Raw genomic sequence first — 24,779 nt, 5'->3', positions numbered from 1 at the left:
TCGACCTTTTTATTTTTAAGTATACAGGTCTTCCATTAAGGCGTGTCTACTAAATAGTCTAACTGCAGTGTTAGCCCTAAATTGATTTTTTAAGTGGATAAATCCAGTTTAGCTATTAAAACAGGCGATATCTGAGAAAATAACTGGATGATATCCAGTATAGCGAGATTTCATTTGGAATTGGGATCAATACTAGAGCTGTCCTGGGTTTGTGAGCTGGTTAAGCTTCCTATGGAGTTCATAACTTTAATTATAAACCCTGACATTAATGGAAGGGTCAAGCAGGAATATCCAGACTCCCTTCAAATAAAAATCCAGAGTCGAGCGGATGGTTGGAACAAAGCGCACTTTTCCCATGAACGTCATTTAGACAGGTCGAACAACCACAAACTCCACTGGACAGGTCGAACAACCACAAACTCCACTGGACAGGCTGAACAACCACAAACTCCACTGGACAGGTCGAACAAATACAAACTCCACTGGACAGGCTGAACAACCACAAACTCCACTGGACAGGTCGAACAAATACAAACTCCACTGGACAGGCTGAACAACCACGAACTTCACTGGACAGGTCGGACAACGACGAACTCCACTGGACAGGTCGGACAACGACGAACTCCACTGGACAGGTCGAGCAACCACAAATTCCACTGAACAGGTCGAACAAATACAAACTCCACTGGACAGGTCGAACAAATACAAACTCCACTGGACAGGCTGAACAACCACAAACTCCACTGAACAGGCTGAACAAATACAAACTCCACTGGACAGGCTGAACAACCACAAACTCCACTGAACAGGCTGAACAACCACAAACTCCACCGGTTAGATCTACACAACCGCAAACTTCCACCGTACAGATCTACACAACCGCAATCTTCCACCATACAAGTCTATACAACCACTAACCAACCATAAACAAAAATAGAGAACCAGGCGAATCCGCCTGATTCTCTATTAATAAGGGCTTGAACTTAGCAGCTTGGCCAAGCCTAGCGGCTATTCCGCAGCACCTGCAAATTCTATTTCTTCTTAAATTCTTTAATCAAATCATGCTGGATTACAAGATCGGATTCAACGAGCTCCTTGCGGGCCGGATCTACTCCAGCTTCGCATGCCTTGACGTCGGTCAGCTTGCCGCTCGCTACATCATAACATTTGCTATGCTCCGGCTTGCCGTCATCCGGCGGAATATAGAATATTTTACCGTCTGTGTACGAGCCGTCACGAAGCACGACTTTCTTACCGGCGAGTGGCTTCTCTGTGACAAGCGGTGTACCTACAAAATATTTATCAGCTGTAGAAATTCCAAGCAGATGAAGGACGGTTGGCGTAACATCCAGCTGTCCTCCGACTTGATCGTACACGCCGGCGTGGTCTCCGTTGGGCAGATGGACGACAAACGGCACCTGCTTCAAGATATTAAGCCGGTCGAGCTCGGACAGCGGCTTCCCGAGGAAAGTTTCGAACGGCTCCCACTCGCGAATGGAATTATCATGATCCCCATAGAACAGGAAAATCGATTTATCCCACAAACCTTCTTCCTTCAGCTGCGCCACGAGCTTGCCGACAGATGCGTCAACATAATGGACAGCTTCTAAATAATCTCCGAATATCGTTCCTTTGAAGCTGCCTACGTTCAAAGTTTGATAGCTCTCAGGAAGCGTATAAGGATGATGACTGGATAAGGTAATCATGAACGAATAGAACGGCTGTTTCTGTTTCTTCATCAAATCTACAGATTGGCGGAAGAAGGAAGTATCCCCAAGCGACCAGCCGAGAGGCTCATCGATGGTAAAGCTTTTCTTACTGTAGAAAGTATCGTATTTCAACGTCTGATACATCGCATTCCGGTTCCAGAAGCCGCCATCATAGGCGTGGAACACAGAGGTTGTATAACCGTTATCCTTCAAAGTAGAAGGCATACTGTCATATTCATGCTGGGCGTAACGAATGAAAACCGATCCGGTCATAAGCGGCTGCAAAGAGGCATTTGCTGCCAAGTCGGCATCCGAAGTCCGGCCTTGTGAGGTTTGGTGGTAGAAGTTCTTGAAGTACATCGACTCACCAAGCAGCTTATTCATATTCGGCGTAACTTCTTGACCATTGATTTTCTGGCCGATGACGAAGTTCTGGAACGCCTCGAGCTGAACCATAATGACATTTTTGCCTTTATATTTACCGAACAATGGATCCGATTCGAGCTGTTTGCGTTCATTGCCCCGTTCTTCGAACCATTGTTTGGCTTCATTCTTCGCCGCCGCAGGGATGGTATTGTCGTGCAGCCAATGTTCATTGGCATACCGGTAGATATCATAACCGTGAAATCCGATAACGCCAGTTACATTATAAAGGGACATATTCCACCAGTTTCCGACAAACAGGCCGACTGCCCAAGTTTTCTTCGCAATATTGATCGGCACGAAGACAAGCGTAACTCCGGTTGCGAAGATAATAAGGCTGAGCGACATCCGGACAACTGCCCGGCGAAGCCTCTTCGGTTGAGCAAATGATAATTGGACCTGATACTCTCGTTTGCGCAGTATCAAATAGATGACAAGCGGGATAATGAACGGCCAATCAATGAAGAACCAAATATCCCTTGCACTAAGCAGTGAGCCGATGCTGTCGCCAAGCGCGCCAACCTGTCCGGCCTGCATCAATACCGGAATCGAGATCATATCTTGAAAATAACGAAAGTACACTAAATCCGAATAGACGATAGCAGTGAGCACCACATTAAGAATAGTCAGGGCAAGAATCCGTCCCCGTATAGGCAGCCACAAGGTCCAGAAGCAGACAAGCGCCAGTGTTCCCAAGGCAACGAATACATCATCAACGCTCATAGCCATATTCGGAACTTTAACGAAACGGTCAAATAGAACAAGCTTGTACATCATTAGCACAAAAAACAGCAAAAGGTCGAAACCTTTAATACGGCTGACGGCATCTATCTTCGCTCGAAGGCCGCGATTACCGATGGTTTGTAGCGGTTGAGCCATATGAGAGTAATCCTTTCTATGCCAATATATCAATATTGGTATAATACTTTTACATCATTCCATTATAGTACACTCCGATCGCAATTCAAGGCTCAGAAAATTATTCCTTGCTGTGAAATGGAGGAAGGGGGCCAAAAAACTGGTAAAAGGTACATTCGATTCTGCCGTTGAAGAGCTTCCGTTTCTTGTCCGCGTTGCGTCCGATGGTCTGCTCAAACGTTTTTGGCTGCGTCAGGGCAAACATCGACCAGGTTGGCAAATAAAGCTTGCTAAGACCCAGCTGCTTCACAGCTTTCTCAGCTTCCGCTTCATCCCCGAGCCGTAAGCCATAAGGCGGATTCGTAATGATGCAGCCATAATCGCCCTCAGGCTTCATTCTGGAAACAGGCAGCACGCTGAGCTTGATTTCACGTTCAAAACCCGCTTTTTTGACAGCAGCAGCAGCAATTTCTATGGCGGAGGGATCGATATCCGAACCGTTAATCATAAGAGGAATATCATCTTTGACGGAATCATAAGCTTCTTCGCGAGCCTGCTCCCACAGCTCCTCGGGAATGAGCGGCCAGCCTTCACTGTTAAAGGTTCGGCGCAGGCCAGGCGCAATGTTCCAGCCAATCATCGCCGCTTCGATCGGAATGGTGCCTGATCCACAGAAGGGATCATATAATGGGCGCTCAGGCTGCCATCTGCTCAGAAGCACCATTGCCGCTGCCATGGTTTCCTTGAGCGGAGCCTCCGTTACGAGTTTACGGTAGCCGCGTTTATGCAGCCCCGGTCCCGTAGTATCCAGCGTAATCATCGCAATATCATTAAGCATCCACACTTCAATAACGAATCTGGCGCCGTCCTCCGGGAACCATTCGGTTCCATAGACGGTTTTCATTTTCTCCACTACGGCTTTTTTCACGATCTTCTGACAGGTGGGAACGCTGGTCAGCTGTGACTTGTGAGAGCGGCCTTCTACTGGAAACTCGCCGTCTGCCGGGATCCAATCCGGCCAGTTAATGGCTTTGGTGCCCTCGAATAATTCTTCAAAGGTTGTTGCCGGGAACTCGGCCATTTTAATCAGTACGCGGTCAGACGTGCGCAGCCATAGATTGGCACGGCAAATATCCGCCGGTCCACCGGTAAAAATAACCCGTCCATTCTCGACCACTAAATCGGTATACCCTAAATCCTTTAACTCACGTGCCACAACCGCTTCGAGCCCCATAGGCGCAGTTGCGATAAGCTGTAATTGTTCCAACATCATCACTCCAATTCGGATTTCTCCGGTTGTTTCCGGTCCCTAAAAATCATACAATCAAGTATAGGCCATACACGGGTTTAAATACAACTTTACGTACGGAAAATGAGGAAGGAGGCAGGTATTATGTCAACGGAGCAGTATGTGGAGCGTCTTCTTGGCGAGGATGCTGATTTGGAGCGCGTTGTCCGGGTCATTGCGGAGCAGGGTATGCCGGATATTTCGATTGCAGCCGGCTACGGGCGTCTGCTTACGATGCTGGTTCGAACTTCAGGAGCCAAGCAGGTGCTGGAGATCGGCGCGCTGGGCGGTTACAGCGGGATTTGTCTTGCAAGAGGACTGAGTGATGACGGCCAATTAACTTCACTCGAGCTCGTTCAGCAGTATGCGGTTACAGCTAAGGGCAATTTAGAAGCAGCGGGATTCGGCGGACAAGTGAGCTACATGGTCGGGGATGCCCAAGCGAGCTTGGCTCAGCTTAAGGAGCAGGGGAAGAAATACGATTTTTTCTTTATTGATGCAGACAAAGAAAATTATCCGAAGTATCTGGAGTGGGCGATCGCGCTTGCGAATCCTGGAGCTATTATTACCGGTGACAATGCGCTTCTTCACGGACGAACCATCGATCCGGAGAAAAATGGCCCTTCCGTTCTAGCCATGCGGGAATTTAATGAACGGATGGTTAAGGATGAGCGGTTAATCGGCACACTGCTGCCGGCTTATGACGGATTAGCGGTTGCAATCGTCAAATAACATTCTTGAATCCGCAAGCAACAAACAATCAAGGGTGCCTCATTATGAGGCACCCTTGATTGTTTGTTTGACTACGAGCGTTTTTCGTACCCATAACGCATTAAGAATGAATAGACCCGAGGAAATGAGGAAGACGCCCCCAATTCCAGTCCAGCCGGATACGAGCCCCCCGACGATGGGACCGATCATATTGCCAAGCGCCAGCATGCTGCTGTTGAAGCTGAAGGCTCGTCCTTCCATGCCATCGGGTGTAAATCGCCGAACCAGCGCATTGACAGACGGGATAAGGCCGCCAAGGAATATCCCCTGCAGCAGTCGAAAGAGCAGCAGCTGCCAAACGGTGCCGGCCATCGCTTGAGGGATAAACATCAGCGCGGCTCCGATCAGCGAGATGCCAAGCACCCGCTCCTGACCGATTCGATCGCTGAGCCGGCCAAGCATCGGCGCGGCGACCATATTGGAGAGTCCTGCAGCCGATCCGACGAAGCCTGCCCAAAAGGCCAAGTTAACGGATGTTCCATGCAGCTGCTGCACATAGAGCGGCATAAGCGGCATAGGTCCGATCATAGCGAATTGCAGTAAGAACGTGACTGCAAACAGGGAGTAGAGCTGTGGTACGCGGCCAAGCTGCCGAAACCCTGCGATGATGGAGACGTTGGGACCCTTTGCAGCCTGGGCGCGGTCGAAGCGTTCTCTTACAATGAAGAACGCCAGTAAGGATGCGGCGAACAAGAGTGCGCCAGTCAAGTAGAAGATAGGCCTGTAGCCGATCGCATCCGCGAGCAAGCCGCCGATGAAGGGTCCAAGAATGGTTCCTGCGATTCCGCCGGATTGCAGTGTTCCCATGGCGAAGCCCATCCGCTCCTTCGGCGTGGATGCGGAAATTAAGGAAACGGCGGCGGGATTGAAGCCGGAGATGGTTCCGTTCACCATGCGCAGCAGCAGCAAGTGCCAAGGCGACGTTGCGAAGCCCATAAGAATCATGACGATCGCCATGCCGAATCCGGAACGCAGGAGCATCATTTTGCGTCCATATTGATCCGATAATTTGCCCCACAAGGGTTGAAACAGAAAAGCAGTCACGAAATTTCCTGCGAAAATAATACCTGCCCAGGTTGCGATTTCATGCTGATTGGTCAGACCGATCCGATCCGACTGCAAATACAGCGACATAAAAGGAATGATCATCGTCATGCCGCCCATGACCAAAAATTGTCCAATCCAAAGGACGGCGAGGTTCTTCTTCCACTGTTCCATGGCATGCTCCTGTTCTACGTGATTCGTATTGAGGTGAACACAATAGGGTCAGTATAGCATAAACCAAGGAAGCGAGGTTAGAGACGAGGAATGCCCTCAACCCGTCACGGAGGACGGATGAGGGCGTTATATAACCGGTCCTGCTATTCACTTTGGGGCTGCAGCTGTTTGCGGTAGACAAATTTCGAGATGCCGATGCTGATCTCATAGAGCAGGAATAACGGCACCAGCCATTGATAGATAACATGAACAAATAAGAAGGCTGCGATCAGCGCGACTCCGAATCCGTGCCGTTCACCAGGCCGCGCGCAGCCCCTTTAAATTCGCTTAGCGTTCTTCCGAAAGCGCGTCCAAGCTCAGGAAGCTTGGCAGGACCGAATATGATTAAAGCGATAATCAGAATTAGCACAAGTCCGCCTACTCCGATGTTTGCAAATGGCATGTTACCAGCTCCTCATCTCAATTGGATTAGCCTAGCTTGAACCCGCTGATCGCCACGACGCCGCATCTTGCGATTTTGTCGCCCGGACGGTGGGGCCATAAGCTGGTGGGCTTACTTAAATCGGTCGTATTCTCGCCTGGATGCTGAACCGAGAGGAACAGCGTCTGCTCATCAGGGGTGAAGAAGGGGCCGGTCATCTCGCTTTCAACCGGTCCAGAGGCGAACTGCAGCGCTTGGCCTTTACTTGGTCCGCTTGTAGGGATGACGAACAGGCCGTTGTTCATAAAGCTGGTGTACACCCCTTTGTTCAAGCTCGTAGAGGAGATATCGGTTACGACCCACAGATCGCCGTTCGAGTCAAACGACAGGTTGTCCGGTGAACTGAAGCCGGATTGACGGCCGCCTGCGGCAAAGATTTCGAAATTAAACTCGAGTGCGGTCAAATCGTTGTCTTTCTCAAAAATGCGTGTGATATGGCCGTGAATATTGCCATGGGAATCATTATTGGTATGACAGATGAAGATGGTATTGTCGAAAGGGGAGATTTCAATATCTTCCGGACGGTCCGTCGGCATGCCGCCCGCGAGCAGCCCCGCTTCCTGGCAGTATGTAACTACATCACCCTGCGTTGTATACTTCTTCAGAAGTTCGTCTTTGGATGCCGTCACGCCGGCCGGATTTATGAATTTCTCATTGCCCAGCACCTTTTTGACTTCCTCGATGGTTACAGGAAGCCATTTGCCGCTCTTCAGGTTCGCGACATACAGGGTGCCGTTCTCCAGCAAAGCGGCGTTGGAGCGGCCTTTTCGCGCATCGTATTTGTCCTGGCTGACAAATTTATAGATGCAGGCATCCTTCTTGTCGTCCCCCATATACACGACGACACGGCCGTCTGCTGCAAGACCCATCGCAGTATTCTCATGGTTGAAGCGGCCCAGCGCCGTATGTTTCTTCAAATACGTCCCGTCAAAAGGATCGATCTCGATAACCCAGCCATAATGAGTGACAGGGAGCTTCGCCAGATTGGCAGTTTCTTCGTAGTTCTCCTCACAGGAGAGGACCGTATTCCAGAGGGTCACCCCGCCGGAGCAGTTAGCGAAAGTTCCTTGAACCGTCGCAGCGCCGCTGACAGCCGCACCGCCTTTGGCAGGGCCGGTGAGCTGGAATTTGGATAAATGATTGATTCGGCGCGCGTATTTGGACTGGCGATCCATTTTCCAAACACCGTTGCCGTCGCGGTAAATTTCAATAACGGACATGCCTTGGTAATAGAGCGTCTTTTGGATCTGCTCTTGTGTGAATTTGCCGGAGTCAGTCGTGCCGAGTGCAAAAATATTGGTATATTCATGATTGTTTGCGAGAAGTCCGTGGGAGCTGGAACCTCCAATAGGGAAGAAAGCGTTGTAATCGCTGCCCTGGCCGAATCTCTCACCGGCTTCATTGATGATATCATCGAAAGCGGCAACGACATCGTACTTAAAGTTTTTTGGCAGAAGAAGCTTGTCCTCATTGGATGGTTGAATGGGGTCGAAATATCCGCTTACTTTATTCGTTTTGAAGCCAAATAAGTGGTTAGCCGCTGATGACATTGCTGAAGCTTTGCCTTCTAGTACGCCGAGTCCGGCCGATGCAGCTGCAAGCGCTGCTGTCCCCGTGCCCAAATAGGAGAGAAACGTACGACGGTCTATATTCTTTTCCAAACCATACACTCCCTTTAAGTTTCGATTTCATATTCACAGACAAGCATAGACGACCAATATCATTGCAAGATTAGAGCGGTATGGATAAAATGTAAAATGGGATTGTCATAGGTTTGTCAAGGAAAGTCGAAGCTTGGCGGTTGTTACACTCCTGTAAAAAGGGCATAATGGAAACGTAGGATAATGAGAGAAATGGGGAACTTCAATGAGCTACAACGACCGGTTCATCCGGGCTTGCCGGAAGGAGCAAGTCGATCGCTTGCCTGCATGGTACATGAGACAAGCGGGACGTTATGATCCCGATTACCGTAAAATTAAAGAAAACTATTCACTCCTTGAAATATGCCGCCAACCTGAGCTCGCTGCTGAAGTGTCGCTTATGCCCGTGAAGAAGCTTGGCGTTGATGCGGCCATTCTGTATTCCGATATTATGAATCCTGTTGCATCCATCGGTATCGATTTTGATATCGTGGCTAATGTCGGGCCTGTAATCGCCAATCCGATTCGTTCGGCGGCCGATGTTGCCAATCTTAAGCCGATTGATGTTGAAGGTGATCTGTCCCATGTCCTGGAGACGATTCGAATACTGGACCGCGAGCTGGATGTGCCGCTGATTACATTCGCCGGAGCACCGTTTACCATTGCGAGCTATTTAATAGAAGGCCGTCCGTCCAAGTCTTACATACGTACGAAGACGCTGATGTACAGTGAGCCGGCCATCTGGTTCCAGCTGATGGACAAGCTTGGCGATATGGTGATCGCTTATTTGCGCGCCCACGTGAAAGCAGGCGGCAAGGCGTTTCAGGTATTCGACAGCTGGGTCGGCGCGTTATCGCCGCAGGACTTTAAAACCTACGTGCTGCCTACGATTGAACGGATTTTCTCTGAACTGTCCGATCTGAAAGAGCCGAAGATATACTTCCCGGGCGTTGCATCGGGAGAGCTGCTTCCTACACTAAGCTCCGTTAAGGCTGACGTTATCGGGCTGGATTGGAGAGTGCCGATAAAGGAAGGACGCCGGCGTCTTGGCGGTTCCTACGCCGTTCAAGGCAACCTGGATCCATACGTATTGACCGCACCGATGGATGTCATTAAATCCTATGCCAAGGCGATCATTGACGAGGGCATTCAGGAACCCGGGTTTGTCTTTAACCTGGGGCACGGCCTGTTCCCGGAAGCATCGCTGGATAAGCTGCGTGAGCTGACTGAATATGTGCATGCCTATTCAGAAGAAGCCATTGCAGGACTCAGGCAGAAGGAGGCGCGTCATGTCTAATCAGGCAATCGGCGTGCTCGTCATGTCCTACGGAACACCGGAGAGCATGGACGGCATTGAAGAATATTACACCCATATCCGCAGAGGGAATGCTCCAACTCCGGAGCTGCTTGCGGAGCTGAGCGGCAGATACGAAGCCGTTGTCGGCGGCGTGTTCCCTCTTCGCGAGAATACGAATCGCCAAGTCGCAGGCTTGCAGGCAGAGCTTGATCGGATGCATCCTGGACGCTATGTATGCTATCAAGGCTTAAAGCATGCCCGCCCTTACATTGAAGACGGCGTGGCCGGCATGGCTGAGGACGGAATCCGCCGGGCGATCGGGATCGTGCTTGCCCCGCATTATTCGACGATGAGTGTCGGCAGTTACGTCAAACGCGCGAAGGAGCGTGCAGACGAGCTGGGCATCGAAATGACGTTCGTTGAGAGCTACCATTTGCATCCGAAGCTGATCGAAGCATTGGTGGATCGGGTGAAAGCAGCTTTGGAGCCTTTCAATGCCGATGAGCCTGTTAAAGTGCTGTTCAGCGCGCACAGCCTGCCGGTCAAAATTCGTGAAATGAATGATCCGTATGAGCAGCAGCTGATGGAAACCTCTGCTGCTGTTGCCGAGGGAGCGGGTGTGAAGGACTGGCAGTTTACCTGGCAGAGCGCGGGACGAACCCGCGAGCCTTGGCTCGGTCCGGATATACTCGAGACTTTGAAAGAAGTTAGCTCTGAAGGCTATAAACAGGTGCTGGCTGCTCCTGTCGGATTCGTCTCCGACCATCTTGAGGTTCTCTATGATCTTGATATAGAAGCCCAAGCAGCGGCCCGGTCGATGGATATGAAGCTGGCCCGAATTCAAATGCTGAACACCGATCCTTTATATATGGCAACTCTCGCCGATTCAGTCCTTGCACGGGATGCTTGGAACAGCTAAGAATAGCGTCAAGAGAGCATAAGACTTAAGGAGATGAACATGATGCGGAGAGAAGGACAACCTGATCGATTTGTCGTCATTGGCGGAGGGATCAGCGGACTGAGCTCCGCTTTTTATTTGCTGCGGGAGGCGAAAACTCGCAGACGCGAGGCGATCGTCACTCTCGTAGACCCGTCAGAGCGAATTGGCGGCAAAATAAATACACTGCGCAAGAATGGATTTGTTATTGAAAAGGGGCCTGATTCGTTCCTGTCCCGTAAGACGCCGATTATCGATCTGGCACGTGACCTTGGGATTACGCATGAGCTTGTCGGGACGAATCCCGCAGCCAAGAAAACCTATATTCTTCATAACGGCAAGCTGCATCCGATGCCTCCCGGGCTTGTACTGGGAATACCGACGGAGATCTTGCCTTTCGTCAAGTCGAATCTTCTGTCTTGGGGCGGGAAGCTTCAAGCCGGATTGGATTTCTTCAAGCCTGCGAGCAAGGATACAGGGGATGAATCGCTTGGCGATTTCCTCTCGCGCCGTCTCGGCCCTGAAGTGATGGAGCGTGTCGCCGAGCCGCTGCTTGCAGGGATCTACGCGGGTGAGCTGCGCAAGCTCAGTCTGCAGGCGACCTTCCCGCAATTCCGGGAAGCGGAGCGGAAGCATGGCAGCCTTATTCGCGGCATGAGAGCCAATAAACGTAAAGCGGCTGCTGCTCCTGCGAGCACAGCGAACCTTCCTGCGGCTGTGAAGGACAGCGTATTCATGACCTTCAGAGGCGGGTTAGCCACCATGCTCGATGCACTTAATGAGGCACTTGCAGGCGTGGAGCGCAAGCTCGGAGTGAAGGCAGTCGCCTTTCGCCAAAATGATCCTGATACCGATGGCCAGGATGTTCCCCCGTACGAAGTGCTGCTCAGCACCGGCGAGGTTCTGGAGGCGGATGGCATCGTCATTACTGCTCCGGCCTTCGATGCAGCGGAACTGCTTGAGCCGCATATGAACGTAGATGCACTGAAGGCGATCCGTTATGTTTCGGTAGCGAATGTCGTTATGGCCTTCGACAAAGAAGATTTTGGCGTGGAGTTCGATGGATCCGGTTTCGTTGTGCCTCGCTCGGAGGGAACGACGATCACCGCCTGCACCTGGACTTCGGCCAAATGGCTGCATTCCAGCCCTCGTAATAAAGTGCTGCTGCGCTGCTACGTTGGCAGATCTGGCGACGAAGAGGTCGTTGACCTGCCGGATGATCAGCTTACTGCTGCGGTCAGGCGTGATATTCGTGAAGTGATGGGCATTACGGCTGAACCTCTGTTTACCGAGATCACCCGGCTTCATAAGTCGATGCCGCAGTATCCCGTCGGGCATTTGCAGGAGACTGCCAAACTGCGGACGAAGCTTCGTTCCGAGATGCCCGGGGTTTGGATTACAGGTGCTGCCTTTGATGGCGTCGGCCTGCCCGACTGTATTCGTCAAGGTAAGGAAGCGGCGGTAGGTGTATATAAATCATTGATCGGCGAATTCAAATAATCCATTTCTTGCAGCAGATTGATGTAGCTTTTTTGGACTAATCGATGTAAACTCTAGGTATCATTTCAAGGGTGCGTAACTGGCGGAACATGGGTTAACCATGAGGGAGCGCACACTCATAAACGGCCGTACGCCTGGGCAAAGGTAAGGGGATTCTCCCCTTGCCTTTTTATGTTTCTAATCCCATAGAAGAGGATGAGGCAAAGTGAATGCGAAGAAACAACCCGTCATACTGAATGGTCTGCCTGTTGCCGAGAGCTTGAAGGAACCATTGTTTAGCTCGATTGAAAAGCTGGCCAGCCGTGGAATTGTTCCCTGTCTGGCAACGATTTTAGTTGGGGATGATCCCTCCTCGGCAACCTATGTGAAGATGAAAGGAAATGCATGCCGTAGGCTCGGCATCGATTCGAAGCGGATAACTCTTGATACAAGCACATCCACAGCTGCGTTAATCGCGGTCATTGAGCAGTTGAACAACGATCCTTCCATTCATGGGATTCTGCTCCAGCATCCCGTGCCGCCTCACATTGATGAGCGGGCCGCGTTTGAAGCGATCAGCATCGATAAGGATGTCGATGGCGTGACGATGATGGGTTTTGCCCAGAATGCATTTGGCGCCGCGCCCTATCCTTCCTGCACGCCGGCGGCAATTCTGGCAATTCTGGATTATTATCAGCTGAAGGTAGAGGGAAAGCATGCTGTCGTTATTGGCAGAAGCCCCATATTAGGCAAGCCGGTTTCGTTGATGCTGCTCAACAGGAATGCCACAGTTACCATCTGTCACTCCAAAACAGAGAATCTCTCCGATATCGTCCGCTCCGGTGATATCGTCGTTGCCGCGGTCGGCCGCGCAAAGTTTGTTAAGGCCGGCTGGATTAAACCCGGCGCAGTCATTCTGGATGCCGGCTATAATGCAGGAAATGTCGGCGATGTAGACTATGCGGAGTGCGAGCCGATAGCCGGTGCGATTACTCCTGTTCCCTCTGGAGTAGGACCGGTAACGATTGCAGCGCTGCTCAAGCATACGGTAGAGGCGGCAGAGAGATTATCCATGGCCCGGTGAGAAACCCCTGGAAAACTAACCTGATTCGCGTTCAGCAGAGTCCCTAAAAAAGATGCTTTAAAGTAGAAATGATCTGCTAAAGGGCAAGGCGGAGCCTCTTTGGCTTCAACGGGTTAGTAGTAAGTGGGCTAACCGTATAAGCGACTTTATTCCACCTGGTTCTTGGACGTTATATTGAAACACAAAAGAGGCATGCTTCTGCAGCATGCCTCTTTGCTTGCGTGATTGTCTTAAATCGAATCTAGCTTTTTATTGCACCCATCATGATGCCTTTCACGAAGAACCGCTGTATAAACGGGTAAACCAGAATGATCGGAATCGTAGACACCATCGTGACCGCCATTCGGATGCTTTCGCCGGATACCGGTATTCGTTTGGAGGATTTGGCCATCTGCTCCGCTTCGGACACCATCCCTCCTGTCTGGTATTGGTTTAATATCTTCACAAGCACGGCTTGAAGGGTCTTCAGCTCCGGCTTGTACGTATAGATATACGAATCATACCAGGAGTTCCAATGTCCGATCCCGATGAACAAAGCAATCGTTGCAAGCACCGGAATACAGAGCGGAAGGATAATGCGGGCGAACATTTGCAGGTCATTGGCACCGTCGATCTTGGCCGATTCTTCCATCTCCGGCGGGAGCTGCTCGATATAAGTGCGCACCAGGATCATCAGAAAGACGCCGATGAGCCCGGGAAAAATAAATACCCAGAATGAATCGATCAAATGAAGGGATTTGATGATCATATAAGTCGGAATTAACCCGCCCCCGAAGTACATGGTGAAAATAAAAAATAACGTCAGGAACCGCCAGGCGATCAGATGGCGTTTGCTAAGCGAATACGCCATCATACATATGCTCAATACGGACAGCGGCGTTCCGACGATTGTCCGCAGGGCGGTTACCTTCACGGAGCTGATCAGCTCCGAATTCCGCAGAATCGACTGGTAGCTCTCCAGCGTAAACTTTCTGGGCCATAAATATAAGCCCCCGCGAACGGAGTCGGTGGCATCGTTCAAGGATACGATGAGAATGTTCCAGAACGGATAGAAGGTGACGAGAAAGACGAGACACAAAAACGCATACATCAACAAATCGAAGAGTTTATCCGAAATCGTGCTTTTCCCAAGCATGCTGCACCTGCTTCCCTAAAATAATGATTGGTTATTGAACTTCTTGGCTGCGAAATTAACGATGATGACGATAATGAAGGCGACGACGGAATTGAATAATCCGACGGCTGAAGCGTAAGAGAACATGGAGTTCTGCAGTCCGTAGCGGAACGAATACGTCGATAGAACATCGGAATAATCCTGGTTAAGCCCGTTGCCTAGCAGGAAATGCTGGTCGAACCCGGCGTTCAGCACGCCTCCCAGCGAGAAAATGAGTAAGATAACGATCGTCGGTTTTAAGTGCGGCAGCGTTACATAGATAATTTGCTTGAATCGGCCGGCGCCGTCTACTTTGGCCGCTTCGTACAGATCCAGATTGATCGATGAGATCGCAGCCAGATAAATGATCGAGCTGTAGCCCATTTCCTTCCACGTGTTGCCGATTGCCACAATCCACCAAAAGTATTTGCCTTCCTGCAAAAACAAAATGCTGTTGTCGGTCAGATGCAGCCATTTGAGCACATTATTAACGATTCCATCCGAAGAGAGAACGGTTACAACGATGTTGGCGGCAATGACCCAAGAAATAAAATGCGGCAGGTAAGATACGGTCTGCACCGTTTTCTTGAACATGGCGCTTTTGATTTCATTGACTGCGATCGCAATGATAATCGGAATCGGAAAGGATACGAGCAGGGTCAGCATTGTGGAGGCAAGCGTATTTCTCATAATGATGTAAAAGTCGCCGTTGCTGAAAAAATAATCGAACCATTTCATCCCGATGAACTCTCCATGAAACATGCTGCTCCAGAAGTTCCCAAGCGAGGGTTGATAATTGATAAAGGCCATGTAGAGTCCGGCCATCGGCAGATAGGCGAATAGAACCGCCCATACAATCGCAGGAAGAAGCATGAGCAGGAGATATCTTTGCTCAATCAGTCGGTGCTTGAATTTTCTGGAGGCCCCAGCTTCCTTTTTGCGAATCATCGTAACGGCCGTTTCCATCGGCTGCACCTCTTTCTTTCGTAATGTGAAAATTATACGGGCTTGTAATTTGGGCTATCAATACAACAATGTGCAGAAATGTACGGGAAAACATCTTACATGAGGAGGAGCCATTTTTTTCCCTTCTTCGCTGCACATGCCGGTAGTATAATAAGAGCTGATCTGGAAAAGTGGGAGGGATTCGGCTTGCTGACTATACTGCTTGTTGAGGACGAAATGATTGAGCTGAACCTGATGAGAAACCATATCGATTGGGCGGGCATGGGGATCGAGGTTGTCGGCACCGCCAAAAACGGGAAGAAGGCTTGGGAGCAAATTCAAGTTCTGCAGCCGGATATTGTGCTGTCGGACGTCCGCATGCCGTTTATGGACGGACTGCAGCTCGCCTCATTAATTCAAGAACGATACGACTGGATCAAGGTCGTTTTCTTAAGCGGGCATGATGAATTTACGTATGTCAAATCAGCGCTTCAATCAGGGGCAGTAGGCTACCTGCTCAAACCGATTGACCGGAATGAACTGTCCTCCGTTATGGCTAAAGTGAAGGAAGAGGTGGAGAAGGCCAAGCTGCTTAGGCGCTCCAAGCAGGTCCTGATTGAGAGTCATACCTTGAATCTATTGACGGTAAAAGAAAGTGTGAGCAGGGAACAAGTCTGGCTGGAGCTCGTTAGCATGGCTCCCAAGTATGCTGCCATGAAATTTGTAACCGCTTTAATTAGTGTCGACAGCCACCCTGCAATCCGTACAATCCAATCGCAGCAGCGCCTGGATGACATCTCCCGTACGGCTGATGTCATCCAGGCGCTGCTCCACGATTTCGCGGCAGAGGGAACCCTTTTGAGGTTGAATGAGCAGGAGTGGCTCGTTGTGCTCCAATATGAAGAGGGGGCCGATTATGAGGCCTTATGGCTGGCATTGTCTGATGCCATCAAAGCTGCATTTGCCGCGACTGTGACGATCGGCGTAAGCGACGCCAGGCATTCGCTGCAGCATGGGCGTGTGATGTTCGAAGCAGCCAAGAATGCCGTAAACGAGCGCTTCTTCATTGGACCCGGGCATATCGTCCACTCGGCCAAGCTTCACGACCGGCTTGACCTCGGCTTTAAGGCTGAGTATGAGGGGCTGCTGAAGAGGATTGATTTATCGGACAGGCAGCAGGCAACCCTGGATATTCATCATTTTTTTGACCTGCTGACCAGGCTTCGAGTCACGAAAGAGCTCGTCTATGAGGTAACTGTGGAGCTGCTGAAGGCGATAACGTCCGAGTTAGCCAAATACGAGGACCGCTCGATTGCTGCCATTGGCGAATTAAGCGATTGGACCCAAAAGGTTGAAGGAGCCGAATATATAGGCGATATCAAAGATTTCATACTTGATTTGACCGATAAGATTATCGCTTATCAAGAAGGAAGGCAGCAGGACCGCCATTTGCTGCTGGTGCAGAAAGTAATCGATATCATCGAAAGCGAATATTATGAATCGCTTACGATAGAATATTTGGCGGGCCAGGTCTATTTATCGCCCAATTATTTGCGAGTGTTATTCAAAGAGAAGAAGGGCTGCACCATTCACGAGTATTTGACCAGGATCAGACTGAACAAGTCGGTGGAGCTGCTGCACGACAAAACCTTGAAAATACATGATATCGCACGAAAAGTCGGCTACGAAAATACATCATACTTTTGCTCGTTCTTTTATAAAACGCAAGGAGTTACGCCCAATGAATATCGCAAAAAGTTTTTATAACCTTCTGCAGAAAATGTATTTGAATCTGATTAATAAACGGTTCAGAAGCAAGCTTTTTCTCGTTTTTCTCCTCGTTACGATTTTACCTGTCTCCTTTCTGGTCTCGTATTCCTACCATACGATCAAGGATCAGCTTATCCGGCAGGCCGTCGATAATGTAGGCGGTACGTTGGATCAGATCAACAACAACATCGAGAATAAGCTTGATCTCTATTCGCAAATTTCAACGTTAATCTATTTGGACACGTCGCTTCGCAATTATTTGCTGAATCACTATAAGAAGAATGATGTATCCGTTCTGGACGCCTTCGATTATATTAACAAATCGCTGTACAAGATCTTGGCAATGAATCCCAATTTGAAATCGATTACAATCTATTCCAACAATGAATCGCTTTACTCGGACGGCTTTTTCATCAAGCATACGGGAGAGCTTCCTAAATCGCTGATTGCCCAATCCTTTCACGCAGAGGGGCAAGTTACGAACTTTTATTTGAATAACTCGGCTACGAACGATAAGGTCATTCTCCTCGCCCGTTCATTGAATTATTTGAGCTTAAATTACCCGTACGGCATTCTGACGATGGAAATATCGGAGTGGGAAATCTATTCGCTCATCGAAAAGGAGAACAAAAACAAAACGATATACGTTTCCGACGAGAGAGGCAATATCATTACGTCCAGCGTCAAAAAGCCGCTTTACCGGAATATCTCCGAAATCCTGCCAGGCGGCAAGAACGGAGCAGCATTAAGTGAAGGCGCTGCCATTTATGGCGACATCGATGGAGAGCCGTCGATCATTGTTCAGAAATCACTGCATAACGGGTGGAAAACGCTCGTTGTGCTTCCCTACGACGAATTAATCGGACAAGCATCAGGCGCATCTAAGAAAATGCTGTATATCTCATTGGTCTGTATTGCCGTTGCGGTCGCTCTGATCTACGGTACGAGCCAACTGATGACCAAACGGTTCGAATCACTGCTGCAGCAGATCCGCAAAGTGGAGCGGGGGTATTTTGACGTGAATTTCCCGCCGATGGGGACTGACGAAGTCGGGCAGCTTTCATTTGCCTTGAAGAAGATGGCGGTTACGATCCAGGAATTGATTAATGATGTCTACAAGAAGGAAATCTCCCAGAAGGAAGCGGAGATGGACAGTTTGCAGGCGCAAATCTCTCCGCATTTTTTATACAACACATTAGCCTCCATCTCCGCGCTTGCCGTTGCCAACAACAATGAGCAAAGCCATCTGATGGCGGATGATTTGGCGAGGTTTTACCGGATTTCACTGAGCAAAGGGAAGAAAAGCATAACAATCGAGCAGGAAATCAGACTGACCGAACACTATCTTTCGATTCAGAAAGTCAGATTCGAGGGGCTGTTCACCGTTCATTACGTGCTCGACGAATCGCTGTTTCATTTTTCGACGCTTAAATTAATCCTGCAGCCGTTCATCGAGAACTGCATCAATCACGCGATGTGGGAGGAGGAAAGCGGCATTAATATCGTGATTAAGCTTGCCCAGGACGGGGGCAATCTATTGCTCTTTGTTATTGACGATGGGATGGGTATCCCCCGCGATGTCATGGAAAGGATGCAGGGCAAGCCAGATCAGACGCTGGGATATGGCATTTACAATGTGCACAAACGTGTCCAGCTGGCCTACGGTGACCGCTATGGCGTTGAGGTTCACAGCAGACTCGGGATCGGAACGACGGTATGCATCCGGATACCGAAAACGGTATAAATCACGTTATGAAAGTCGTTTTCCGTTATATTTGCATGCAAAGTGATATAGATAGCGGCAGGGCAGGGTGACTACAATAAACCTAGGCGGCAGCGATTCATTCGACACGAAGGCATGTTGAGCCATATGTTTCTTTGAAATCGCTGTCATTCATAAGCGGATGCTTCCGGAGCGGATATTGACTCGCGGGGAATAAACGGGAAGCAGCGCAAAAACTTTGAGGGGGAAACGAAAGCGATGTGGAAAAAAGGGCAATTTCGATTTACAGTCGCCATGGTTTTAATGGTATCCATGCTTGCTGGATGCGGCGGCAACAGCAAGCCTGCAGCAAATGAAGGAACAACTGCTGCTTCAGGGGCGGAAGCCGGTGAGGAATCCCAAGACAGTAAACCGGTTAGCTTCACCTTCTTTGATGCGAATGTCGGTGATTCTTTCGATAATCCGGTAGCGAAGGAAATAACGAAGAAAACCAATGTTTCTCTGGAAATTCAGCAGCCTACGGGCAATCCATCCGAGAAATTGAACCTGATGCTCGCAAGCAACGATTTGCCTGATGTGATGGATATCGGCAGAGGCGACATTCTTGAGAAATATATTGCTGCGGGAGCCCTCATTCCCTTGAACGACTTAATCGACCAATATGGGCCGCATATTAAGGAAATGTACGGGGATATGCTCAAGAAAACGAGAAGCGCAGACGGGAAGAACTACTATCTGGCCAATTGGTATGGGCTTGAACAGTACCCGGTATTCGGCTTTCTCATGCGAATGGACGTGATGAAGGAGCTTGGCGTTGGCGATAAAGTGAACAACGGCCAGCCGTTCACCTCGGATGAGTTTGTAGATCTGCTCAAGAAATATAAAGAGAAATACCCGACAATCAATGGTAAGCCGACGGTTCCGATGACCTTCAACGGCGAGAATATGGGCGCGATTACGGGATCGTTCAAAGGAATGTACGGTATTATGCCTTATTATGAAACGGACGGCGGACTGAAAACCGACGTGAAGGATCCGAAATATTTGGACATGATCAAATTTATGAATTCGCTGTATACACAAGGCTTGATCGATCCGGAGTGGGCAACGAACAAGACGCAGCAGTATGAACAGAAGCTGGCAAGCAGCAGCTACTTTGCAACGGCCGATGCGTTTTGGAATTTGGGCAAGCCTAATGCAATTCTGAAAGAAGCAGCCAAGGATCCGGCGCTCAAGGATGAGAGCCAGTTTTATCCGTACAAAGTTGTCGCTCCCGGAGTGGACCCGGCGAAAGCGACTTACGGTTTGAAGAGCTCCCTTGGGTGGGACGGTATCGGCATCTCCAAAAGCAACAAAGATCCGGTTCGCGCTATTAAGTTTCTGGACTTTCTGGCCAGCGAAGAAGGCCAGTATCTCATGATGTGGGGCATAGAAGGCAAGGACTGGGATATGAAGGACGGGAAGCATGTGCCAAGACCTGAAACCTTAGCAGGCTTCAAGAAGGACTGGGCCGGCTATGCCAAGGAAACCGGAATCCGCAAATGGACCTGGACGATCAAGAACGGTCCCGGATCCGATGGTACGCCTTATGACTTAATCGGCCGTTACGAGACGGATCCTGTCTCAGCGCTGGCCATCAAGAATCTTGCAGACACTTCGATCGACACAGCGGCTTATGACAATTTGGGTCCAAGCGGCGGTACGCCGGAAGCCATTATTCAGCAGAAGGTGAGCGAAACGATCTCGAAGTATTTCCCGAGAATGGTGATGGCTCCTTCTCAGGAGGAGGCTGTTGCAACCTACGATAAGATGATGAAGGAATTGGAGACGGCAGGCATATCGCAGCTCGAAAAGATTTATACGGACAATTACAACAAGCGATTAGAGCTGTGGAAGTAACGTTGAAGTTCGGGGAGCCGGTTCGGGCGCTTGCATGCGCCCGTTGGCTTCTGCCATGCGAGGCGGTTTTGACACTATTCTCATTCGATTATTTGCCAGGGAGGTAACCCATGCGTACAACGTTCCGGATTCGATTCATTGCTGTCTTAATGATACTTATTATGGGAGGGACTTTAATACCTGAGGTGAATTTCGCCACATCGAAACTGACGGTCGGCCAGAAGAACAAGATTGTGGAAGCTTCAAATGGACAGTATACGCTTACTTATGATTTGTCCACGGGTCTTGGCAGCTTCGCTTGGGGGAAACGGATGATTATCCGTGACTTCAGCTCGGACTTTAAGTTCGCCGGCGACGCTGCTCGGTACCGCTCGTCCGATCCGGCGACGCGGACAGCAGAGTGGAGTAAGCTGGATCGTGACGTCTACGGCCGGGACGGGGTGAAGCTATCGATACTTAGCGCCCTGGATTCCGGTTCAACGCTTACCTTAAATTTGTACCTTTACCCGGATCAGTCTTACTTCTTATCCGATATGAGCGTGAGCAGCCCTGAAGCCCGGGCCGTCGATATTCTCGAGCCCGTATCAACTTCTTTTCTTGATATCGGCGCGGGTACGGATAAACGAATCCTGACCACCCCGTATACGAATAACTTTGATTTTGGCGTAGCGCCGGTGAGCGATTTTGGCAGCAGTCAAAACGGCGCCGACCGGTTCGAAGGGGAACAGCTGAAATGGGAACCGTTCAACGGAATCAGCTACTGGGTTTCCGCAGTATTTGACAACGTCGGCAAGCAGGGCTTTGTAGCGGGAGCCGCCACCGTGAAAAACTGGAAGAGCAGTCAGAAGCTCGGTCAGGCGGAGCAGGCGAATGGACCGCTAACCTCTTTCAGCGTCTATAACTGGGGAGGCTCACAGAGCGGGCAGATGATTCATTCAGACCGGTTTTTCTTCGGATTCTACGAGGATTATCAAGCCGGGCTTGAGGAATATGGGAACGTCTATAACGCCGGCGAGCCTCATATGGAGTGGAAAGGCGAAGTGCCGATGGGCTACAACACCTACTACTCTCATTACAACTATGCGAGCGCTGAAGCGATGTATCCGATGGTCGACTATATGGCCAAGCATCTCAAGCCGCTTGGGTACACCTACTTCAACCTGGATGGCGGCTTCCAGCCGGATTCCAGCCTGCCTTTCGATGATGGAATGAAAGCCTTTGCCGATTATGTGCACAGCAAAGGATTGAAGGTCGGAGGTTATCAGACCCCCTTCACCATTTATGATGCATGGCTTGATCTGCCGATTCCGGGGACGGCTTATACGTACCGGGATATCTGCCTCAAAGACGAGAACGGGAAGCTGATCCGGACGTATTTGGGTACATATGCAATGGACGTATCACATCCTGCTGCCCAAACGGCAATCCGCAGCGCAATCCAGAAGTACGTGGATTGGGGCTACGATTATCTTAAGCTCGACTTCATTGATATGGGCATGTACGAAGGGCAGCATTATGATCCGGCGGTCAACGGCGTCCAAGCTTACCGGATCGGAATGGGCATTATCCGGGAGACGGTTCTTGCTGCCAATCGCCCCATTACATCAATGAGTCGATTGCCCCGCTTCTGCCCGCGGCATTCGCGCATGGGCGAAGAGCAGCTTGCGATACTTCAATCGGAGTGAACGGTTACTCCGGAATTGAACGACAGGCATTCAATGACATTGCGTCTTGGTGGACCAACGGAACGCTTTATTCCTACAATGATCCCGACATGATCATGCCGGAGAACTTCGCTCAAGGCTTCTGGTATAAATACAGCCAAAACGAAGGAAAACTGCTGGCGACGACAGCAGCATTAGGAGGCGGGCATTGGCTGATCGGCGATAATATACCGTTCCTGTCTGAAGATCGGATGAATATCCTCGAGAACAAGCAGCTGCTTAACATCGTCGCAAACGGGGGAGCTGCCAAGCCTGTCAGCATGACGAATTTCTATCATAAGGGCGAGCATGCTCCGGATGTTATTTATACAGCCGATAAGCATGGCGATGTGTATGTGGGCCTCTCCAATTGGAACAGCAAAGATGAGGCATCGATGAGCGTCAATCTATCAGACCTCGGTTTGAATAGCAGCGCGAATTACACCTTGTCGGAGATTTATACGGGCAGTCAACTTGGGAAGGCGTCGGGTCAATTCACGTACAACCTGCCCCCTAACGGCACGGCGATTATCAAAGTGGCTAAAGGCGGATCGGGCAAGCAAGGTGAAACGGCGGTGAATCTCGCTCTTGGGAAGCCTGTGAATGTATCGTCGACCTGGAGCGATTCCGGGTATGAAGCAGCGAATTTGACAGATGGCCGATGGTCTACGAGGTGGAGCGCCGCGGGCGGGCATCTCAACAATGAGTGGGCGGAAATCGATTTTGGAAAGGTTACAGCGGTCAACCAGGTTGTCATTAAGGAGTATAAAGGCGCTAACTTCCAAATCGCCAATTACGCCCTGCAGTATTGGGATGGCACAAGCTACGTCGACATCACCAAAGGCTTCACGGTAGGCGATAACAAGACGATTCATTTCAAGTCGGTATCGACCTCGAAAATCAGATTCTATATGAAAACGAATTACATCATTCCGTCGGTAAGCGAGATCGAAGCCTATTATATAAAAGGAAATACCGGTTCGAATATCGTTCAGGACAACAGCAATTCGGAGTATGCCAGCTATTCGGATCTACGAGCCGGTGTGCAGCGGATGCAGGTGTTTAAGCTGAACAATGGTGATCTGCCAAAGCTGGACATCTACATCTATGAAAGCTACGTAAATACCGTCCCGGCAGATGCCTATTATTTTGATATCGTAACCTTGGATGAAAACGACAATCCGCAGGAGAAAATTTTCTCCGCCTCTCTGCCGGCGTACAATATTCCGGGGAGCGTCAGTCCGTATTCGATCTATCCGAGATTGAAAAACCTGGATAAGAGCAAGAAATACGGGTTGATCCTCAAATCCCCGAAATCAGCTGACACGGCATCGACGGATAACAACTATGGATTTGCATACAGCGACAATGACACGTATGCGGATGGGTATGAAAGGTTATCCCTAGATGGCGGCAAGACGTGGGCGACTGAGAATAACGGGAAGCGGGATTTAATTTTTACCGTTTATTCAAACGAGTAATACCCATAGCGGTACGAGGCGGCGGGTGATCCCGCCGCCTTTTGCCGATTAAGTGCAGCTTCAATTGAGGGTTGGGTGGTTCGATGATCGGTCTTCAGTTTTATTCCATTTGAAATAGGAAAAATATTCAAGCTATAATAGAACAGCATATAAATAGAAACGATATTATCTCCAAGTAGAGTGGAACTTAAGAGAATGGGATAAAGGAGAGAACAACCATGCAGCTAAAATGGCTTGAATGGGCAAAGCAAATACAATCCATTAGTCAAGCAGGGCTTGCGTACTCGAAGGATATCTATGATTTAGACCGCTTTGAACAATTACGAAACTTGAGCATCGAAATTATGAACACGTACACCGACGTGGAGATCGACAAGATCAAAACGTTATTCGCCAGCGAAACCGGCTATGCAACGCCGAAAGTAGATGTACGCGGCGTTGTTTTTCATGAAGGCAAGATCTTAATGGTTAAAGAACGATTGGATAACGCCTGGGCACTGCCGGGAGGATGGGCGGATATTGGTCTGTCACCAAAAGAAGTGGTTGTTAAGGAAATTCAGGAGGAATCGGGTTACATCGTGAAGCCGATAAGACTGCTGGGTATATTAGATAAAAAGTTTCATCACCATCCTCCTTCACCCTTTCATGTCTATAAGATATTTATACATTGCGAAATAACGGGCGGTGAAGCGACGGGCGGGATGGAGACGCTGGAAGCCGGGTTTTTCGATGAGGATCATCTCCCCGAATTATCCGTAGAGCGGAATACGGAGCAGCAGATTAAGAGCCTTTTCCTGCAAATGAAGTCAGGCAGTCAGGACGTGTTTGTTGATTAAAGCGGAAATTGGAGGAGAACGCATATGAATACCAGCATCGAATATATAGAAGGCTTGATATCGCAAGCTATCAGAAGTTAATTT

At 49.7% G+C, this 24,779-nt stretch carries 18 protein-coding genes and 1 riboswitch; of the genes, 11 read left to right on the top strand and 7 right to left on the bottom strand.

The features are described 5' to 3' along the window. Positions 1-1,031: 1,031 nt before the first annotated feature. A complete protein-coding gene (locus ACFPYJ_RS27180; RefSeq protein ID WP_379191383.1) occupies positions 1,032-3,011 on the bottom strand; it encodes an LTA synthase family protein in 1,980 nt (659 codons plus the stop codon). Positions 3,012-3,111: 100 nt separating this feature from the next. Continuing rightward, positions 3,112-4,263 carry a THUMP domain-containing class I SAM-dependent RNA methyltransferase gene (locus tag ACFPYJ_RS27175; RefSeq protein ID WP_379191387.1) on the bottom strand — a complete coding sequence of 384 codons (1,152 nt, stop codon included), beginning with the start codon at positions 4,261-4,263 and terminating at the stop codon, positions 3,112-3,114. A 120-nt stretch (positions 4,264-4,383) separates the two neighbouring features. Here ACFPYJ_RS27175 and ACFPYJ_RS27170 point away from each other — a divergent pair, with 120 nt between their 5' ends. Next, a complete protein-coding gene (locus ACFPYJ_RS27170; RefSeq protein WP_379191382.1) occupies positions 4,384-5,010 on the top strand; it encodes an O-methyltransferase in 627 nt (208 codons plus the stop codon). Between the two features lie 42 nt (positions 5,011-5,052). Here ACFPYJ_RS27170 and ACFPYJ_RS27165 read toward each other — a convergent pair whose 3' ends face one another. The 3 genes from ACFPYJ_RS27165 to ACFPYJ_RS27155 all read right to left on the bottom strand — a co-directional run bounded on the left by ACFPYJ_RS27165 (position 5,053) and on the right by ACFPYJ_RS27155 (position 8,409). Then, a complete protein-coding gene (locus ACFPYJ_RS27165; RefSeq protein ID WP_379191381.1) occupies positions 5,053-6,267 on the bottom strand; it encodes an MFS transporter in 1,215 nt (404 codons plus the stop codon). Positions 6,268-6,535: 268 nt separating this feature from the next. Further along, entirely contained in the window at positions 6,536-6,709 is a 174-nt protein-coding gene (gene tatA, locus ACFPYJ_RS27160) for a twin-arginine translocase TatA/TatE family subunit (protein WP_379191380.1), read from the bottom strand. 26 nt (positions 6,710-6,735) lie between these two features. Further along, positions 6,736-8,409, bottom strand: a complete 1,674-nt coding sequence (locus ACFPYJ_RS27155; RefSeq protein WP_379191379.1) for a PhoX family protein — start codon at positions 8,407-8,409, stop codon at positions 6,736-6,738. 205 nt (positions 8,410-8,614) lie between these two features. Here ACFPYJ_RS27155 and hemE point away from each other — a divergent pair, with 205 nt between their 5' ends. From hemE to ACFPYJ_RS27135, 4 genes are all read left to right on the top strand, one after another. Further along, complete coding sequence (gene hemE, locus ACFPYJ_RS27150) at positions 8,615-9,685, top strand: uroporphyrinogen decarboxylase (RefSeq protein WP_379191378.1); 1,071 nt, start codon at positions 8,615-8,617, stop codon at positions 9,683-9,685. Next, the gene (gene hemH / locus ACFPYJ_RS27145; protein WP_379191377.1) at positions 9,678-10,604 is read left to right on the top strand and encodes a ferrochelatase; all 927 of its coding nucleotides are present in this window, start codon (positions 9,678-9,680) and stop codon (positions 10,602-10,604) included. Before hemE ends, hemH begins: the two co-directional genes overlap by 8 nt. A gap of 42 nt (positions 10,605-10,646) precedes the next feature. Then, positions 10,647-12,122, top strand: coding sequence for a protoporphyrinogen oxidase (gene hemG / locus ACFPYJ_RS27140; protein WP_379191386.1), 1,476 nt, complete (start codon positions 10,647-10,649; stop codon positions 12,120-12,122). Between the two features lie 65 nt (positions 12,123-12,187). After that, positions 12,188-12,269: riboswitch (ZMP/ZTP riboswitch) on the top strand. 58 nt (positions 12,270-12,327) lie between these two features. Next, positions 12,328-13,185 (top strand): bifunctional 5,10-methylenetetrahydrofolate dehydrogenase/5,10-methenyltetrahydrofolate cyclohydrolase, encoded by an 858-nt coding sequence (locus tag ACFPYJ_RS27135; protein ID WP_379191376.1) that lies wholly within the window; start codon positions 12,328-12,330, stop codon positions 13,183-13,185. A gap of 241 nt (positions 13,186-13,426) precedes the next feature. Here the strand turns inward: ACFPYJ_RS27135 and ACFPYJ_RS27130 are convergent, their stop codons facing one another. Next, the gene (locus ACFPYJ_RS27130) at positions 13,427-14,320 is read right to left on the bottom strand and encodes a carbohydrate ABC transporter permease (protein ID WP_379191375.1); all 894 of its coding nucleotides are present in this window, start codon (positions 14,318-14,320) and stop codon (positions 13,427-13,429) included. A 15-nt stretch (positions 14,321-14,335) separates the two neighbouring features. Beyond that, positions 14,336-15,286 carry an ABC transporter permease gene (locus ACFPYJ_RS27125; RefSeq protein ID WP_379191385.1) on the bottom strand — a complete coding sequence of 317 codons (951 nt, stop codon included), beginning with the start codon at positions 15,284-15,286 and terminating at the stop codon, positions 14,336-14,338. A gap of 204 nt (positions 15,287-15,490) precedes the next feature. Between ACFPYJ_RS27125 and ACFPYJ_RS27120 the strand changes: the two genes are divergently transcribed. The 6 genes from ACFPYJ_RS27120 to ACFPYJ_RS27095 all read left to right on the top strand — a co-directional run bounded on the left by ACFPYJ_RS27120 (position 15,491) and on the right by ACFPYJ_RS27095 (position 24,695). Further along, on the top strand, positions 15,491-17,050 hold the full coding sequence (locus tag ACFPYJ_RS27120) for a response regulator (protein WP_379191374.1): 1,560 nt from the start codon (positions 15,491-15,493) through the stop codon (positions 17,048-17,050). Further along, entirely contained in the window at positions 17,025-18,797 is a 1,773-nt protein-coding gene (locus ACFPYJ_RS27115; RefSeq protein WP_379191373.1) for a cache domain-containing sensor histidine kinase, read from the top strand. Before ACFPYJ_RS27120 ends, ACFPYJ_RS27115 begins: the two co-directional genes overlap by 26 nt. 237 nt (positions 18,798-19,034) lie before the next feature. Continuing rightward, positions 19,035-20,675, top strand: a complete 1,641-nt coding sequence (locus ACFPYJ_RS27110) for an ABC transporter substrate-binding protein (protein ID WP_379191372.1) — start codon at positions 19,035-19,037, stop codon at positions 20,673-20,675. A 110-nt stretch (positions 20,676-20,785) separates the two neighbouring features. After that, complete coding sequence (locus ACFPYJ_RS27105; protein WP_379191371.1) at positions 20,786-22,360, top strand: alpha-amylase family protein; 1,575 nt, start codon at positions 20,786-20,788, stop codon at positions 22,358-22,360. Next, a complete protein-coding gene (locus ACFPYJ_RS27100) occupies positions 22,357-23,859 on the top strand; it encodes a discoidin domain-containing protein (RefSeq protein ID WP_379191370.1) in 1,503 nt (500 codons plus the stop codon). The genes ACFPYJ_RS27105 and ACFPYJ_RS27100 overlap by 4 nt, the downstream gene beginning before the upstream one ends. A gap of 218 nt (positions 23,860-24,077) precedes the next feature. After that, positions 24,078-24,695 (top strand): NUDIX hydrolase, encoded by a 618-nt coding sequence (locus tag ACFPYJ_RS27095; protein WP_379191369.1) that lies wholly within the window; start codon positions 24,078-24,080, stop codon positions 24,693-24,695. The last annotated feature ends 84 nt before the right edge of the window (positions 24,696-24,779 follow it).

The organism is Paenibacillus solisilvae (assembly GCF_042656405.1).
Classification (GTDB): Bacteria; Bacillota; Bacilli; order Paenibacillales; family Paenibacillaceae; genus Paenibacillus_Z; species Paenibacillus_Z solisilvae.
This window is presented reverse-complemented; position numbering and strand designations above follow the sequence as displayed.

What these genes read in the sequence shown, in the direction of transcription:
- hemH (WP_379191377.1), top strand. Translation starts at nt 9,678, where the DNA reads ATGTCTAATCAGGCAATCGGCGTGCTCGTCATGTCCTACGGAACACCG.
- ACFPYJ_RS27130 (WP_379191375.1), bottom strand. Translation starts at nt 14,320, where the DNA reads ATGCTTGGGAAAAGCACGATTTCGGATAAACTCTTCGATTTGTTGATG.
- hemG (WP_379191386.1), top strand. Translation starts at nt 10,647, where the DNA reads ATGCGGAGAGAAGGACAACCTGATCGATTTGTCGTCATTGGCGGAGGG.
- ACFPYJ_RS27105 (WP_379191371.1), top strand. Translation starts at nt 20,786, where the DNA reads ATGCGTACAACGTTCCGGATTCGATTCATTGCTGTCTTAATGATACTT.
- ACFPYJ_RS27095 (WP_379191369.1), top strand. Translation starts at nt 24,078, where the DNA reads ATGCAGCTAAAATGGCTTGAATGGGCAAAGCAAATACAATCCATTAGT.
- ACFPYJ_RS27125 (WP_379191385.1), bottom strand. Translation starts at nt 15,286, where the DNA reads ATGATTCGCAAAAAGGAAGCTGGGGCCTCCAGAAAATTCAAGCACCGA.
- hemE (WP_379191378.1), top strand. Translation starts at nt 8,615, where the DNA reads ATGAGCTACAACGACCGGTTCATCCGGGCTTGCCGGAAGGAGCAAGTC.
- tatA (WP_379191380.1), bottom strand. Translation starts at nt 6,709, where the DNA reads ATGCCATTTGCAAACATCGGAGTAGGCGGACTTGTGCTAATTCTGATT.
- ACFPYJ_RS27165 (WP_379191381.1), bottom strand. Translation starts at nt 6,267, where the DNA reads ATGGAACAGTGGAAGAAGAACCTCGCCGTCCTTTGGATTGGACAATTT.
- ACFPYJ_RS27175 (WP_379191387.1), bottom strand. Translation starts at nt 4,263, where the DNA reads ATGATGTTGGAACAATTACAGCTTATCGCAACTGCGCCTATGGGGCTC.
- ACFPYJ_RS27170 (WP_379191382.1), top strand. Translation starts at nt 4,384, where the DNA reads ATGTCAACGGAGCAGTATGTGGAGCGTCTTCTTGGCGAGGATGCTGAT.
- ACFPYJ_RS27180 (WP_379191383.1), bottom strand. Translation starts at nt 3,011, where the DNA reads ATGGCTCAACCGCTACAAACCATCGGTAATCGCGGCCTTCGAGCGAAG.
- ACFPYJ_RS27110 (WP_379191372.1), top strand. Translation starts at nt 19,035, where the DNA reads ATGTGGAAAAAAGGGCAATTTCGATTTACAGTCGCCATGGTTTTAATG.
- ACFPYJ_RS27115 (WP_379191373.1), top strand. Translation starts at nt 17,025, where the DNA reads ATGAATATCGCAAAAAGTTTTTATAACCTTCTGCAGAAAATGTATTTG.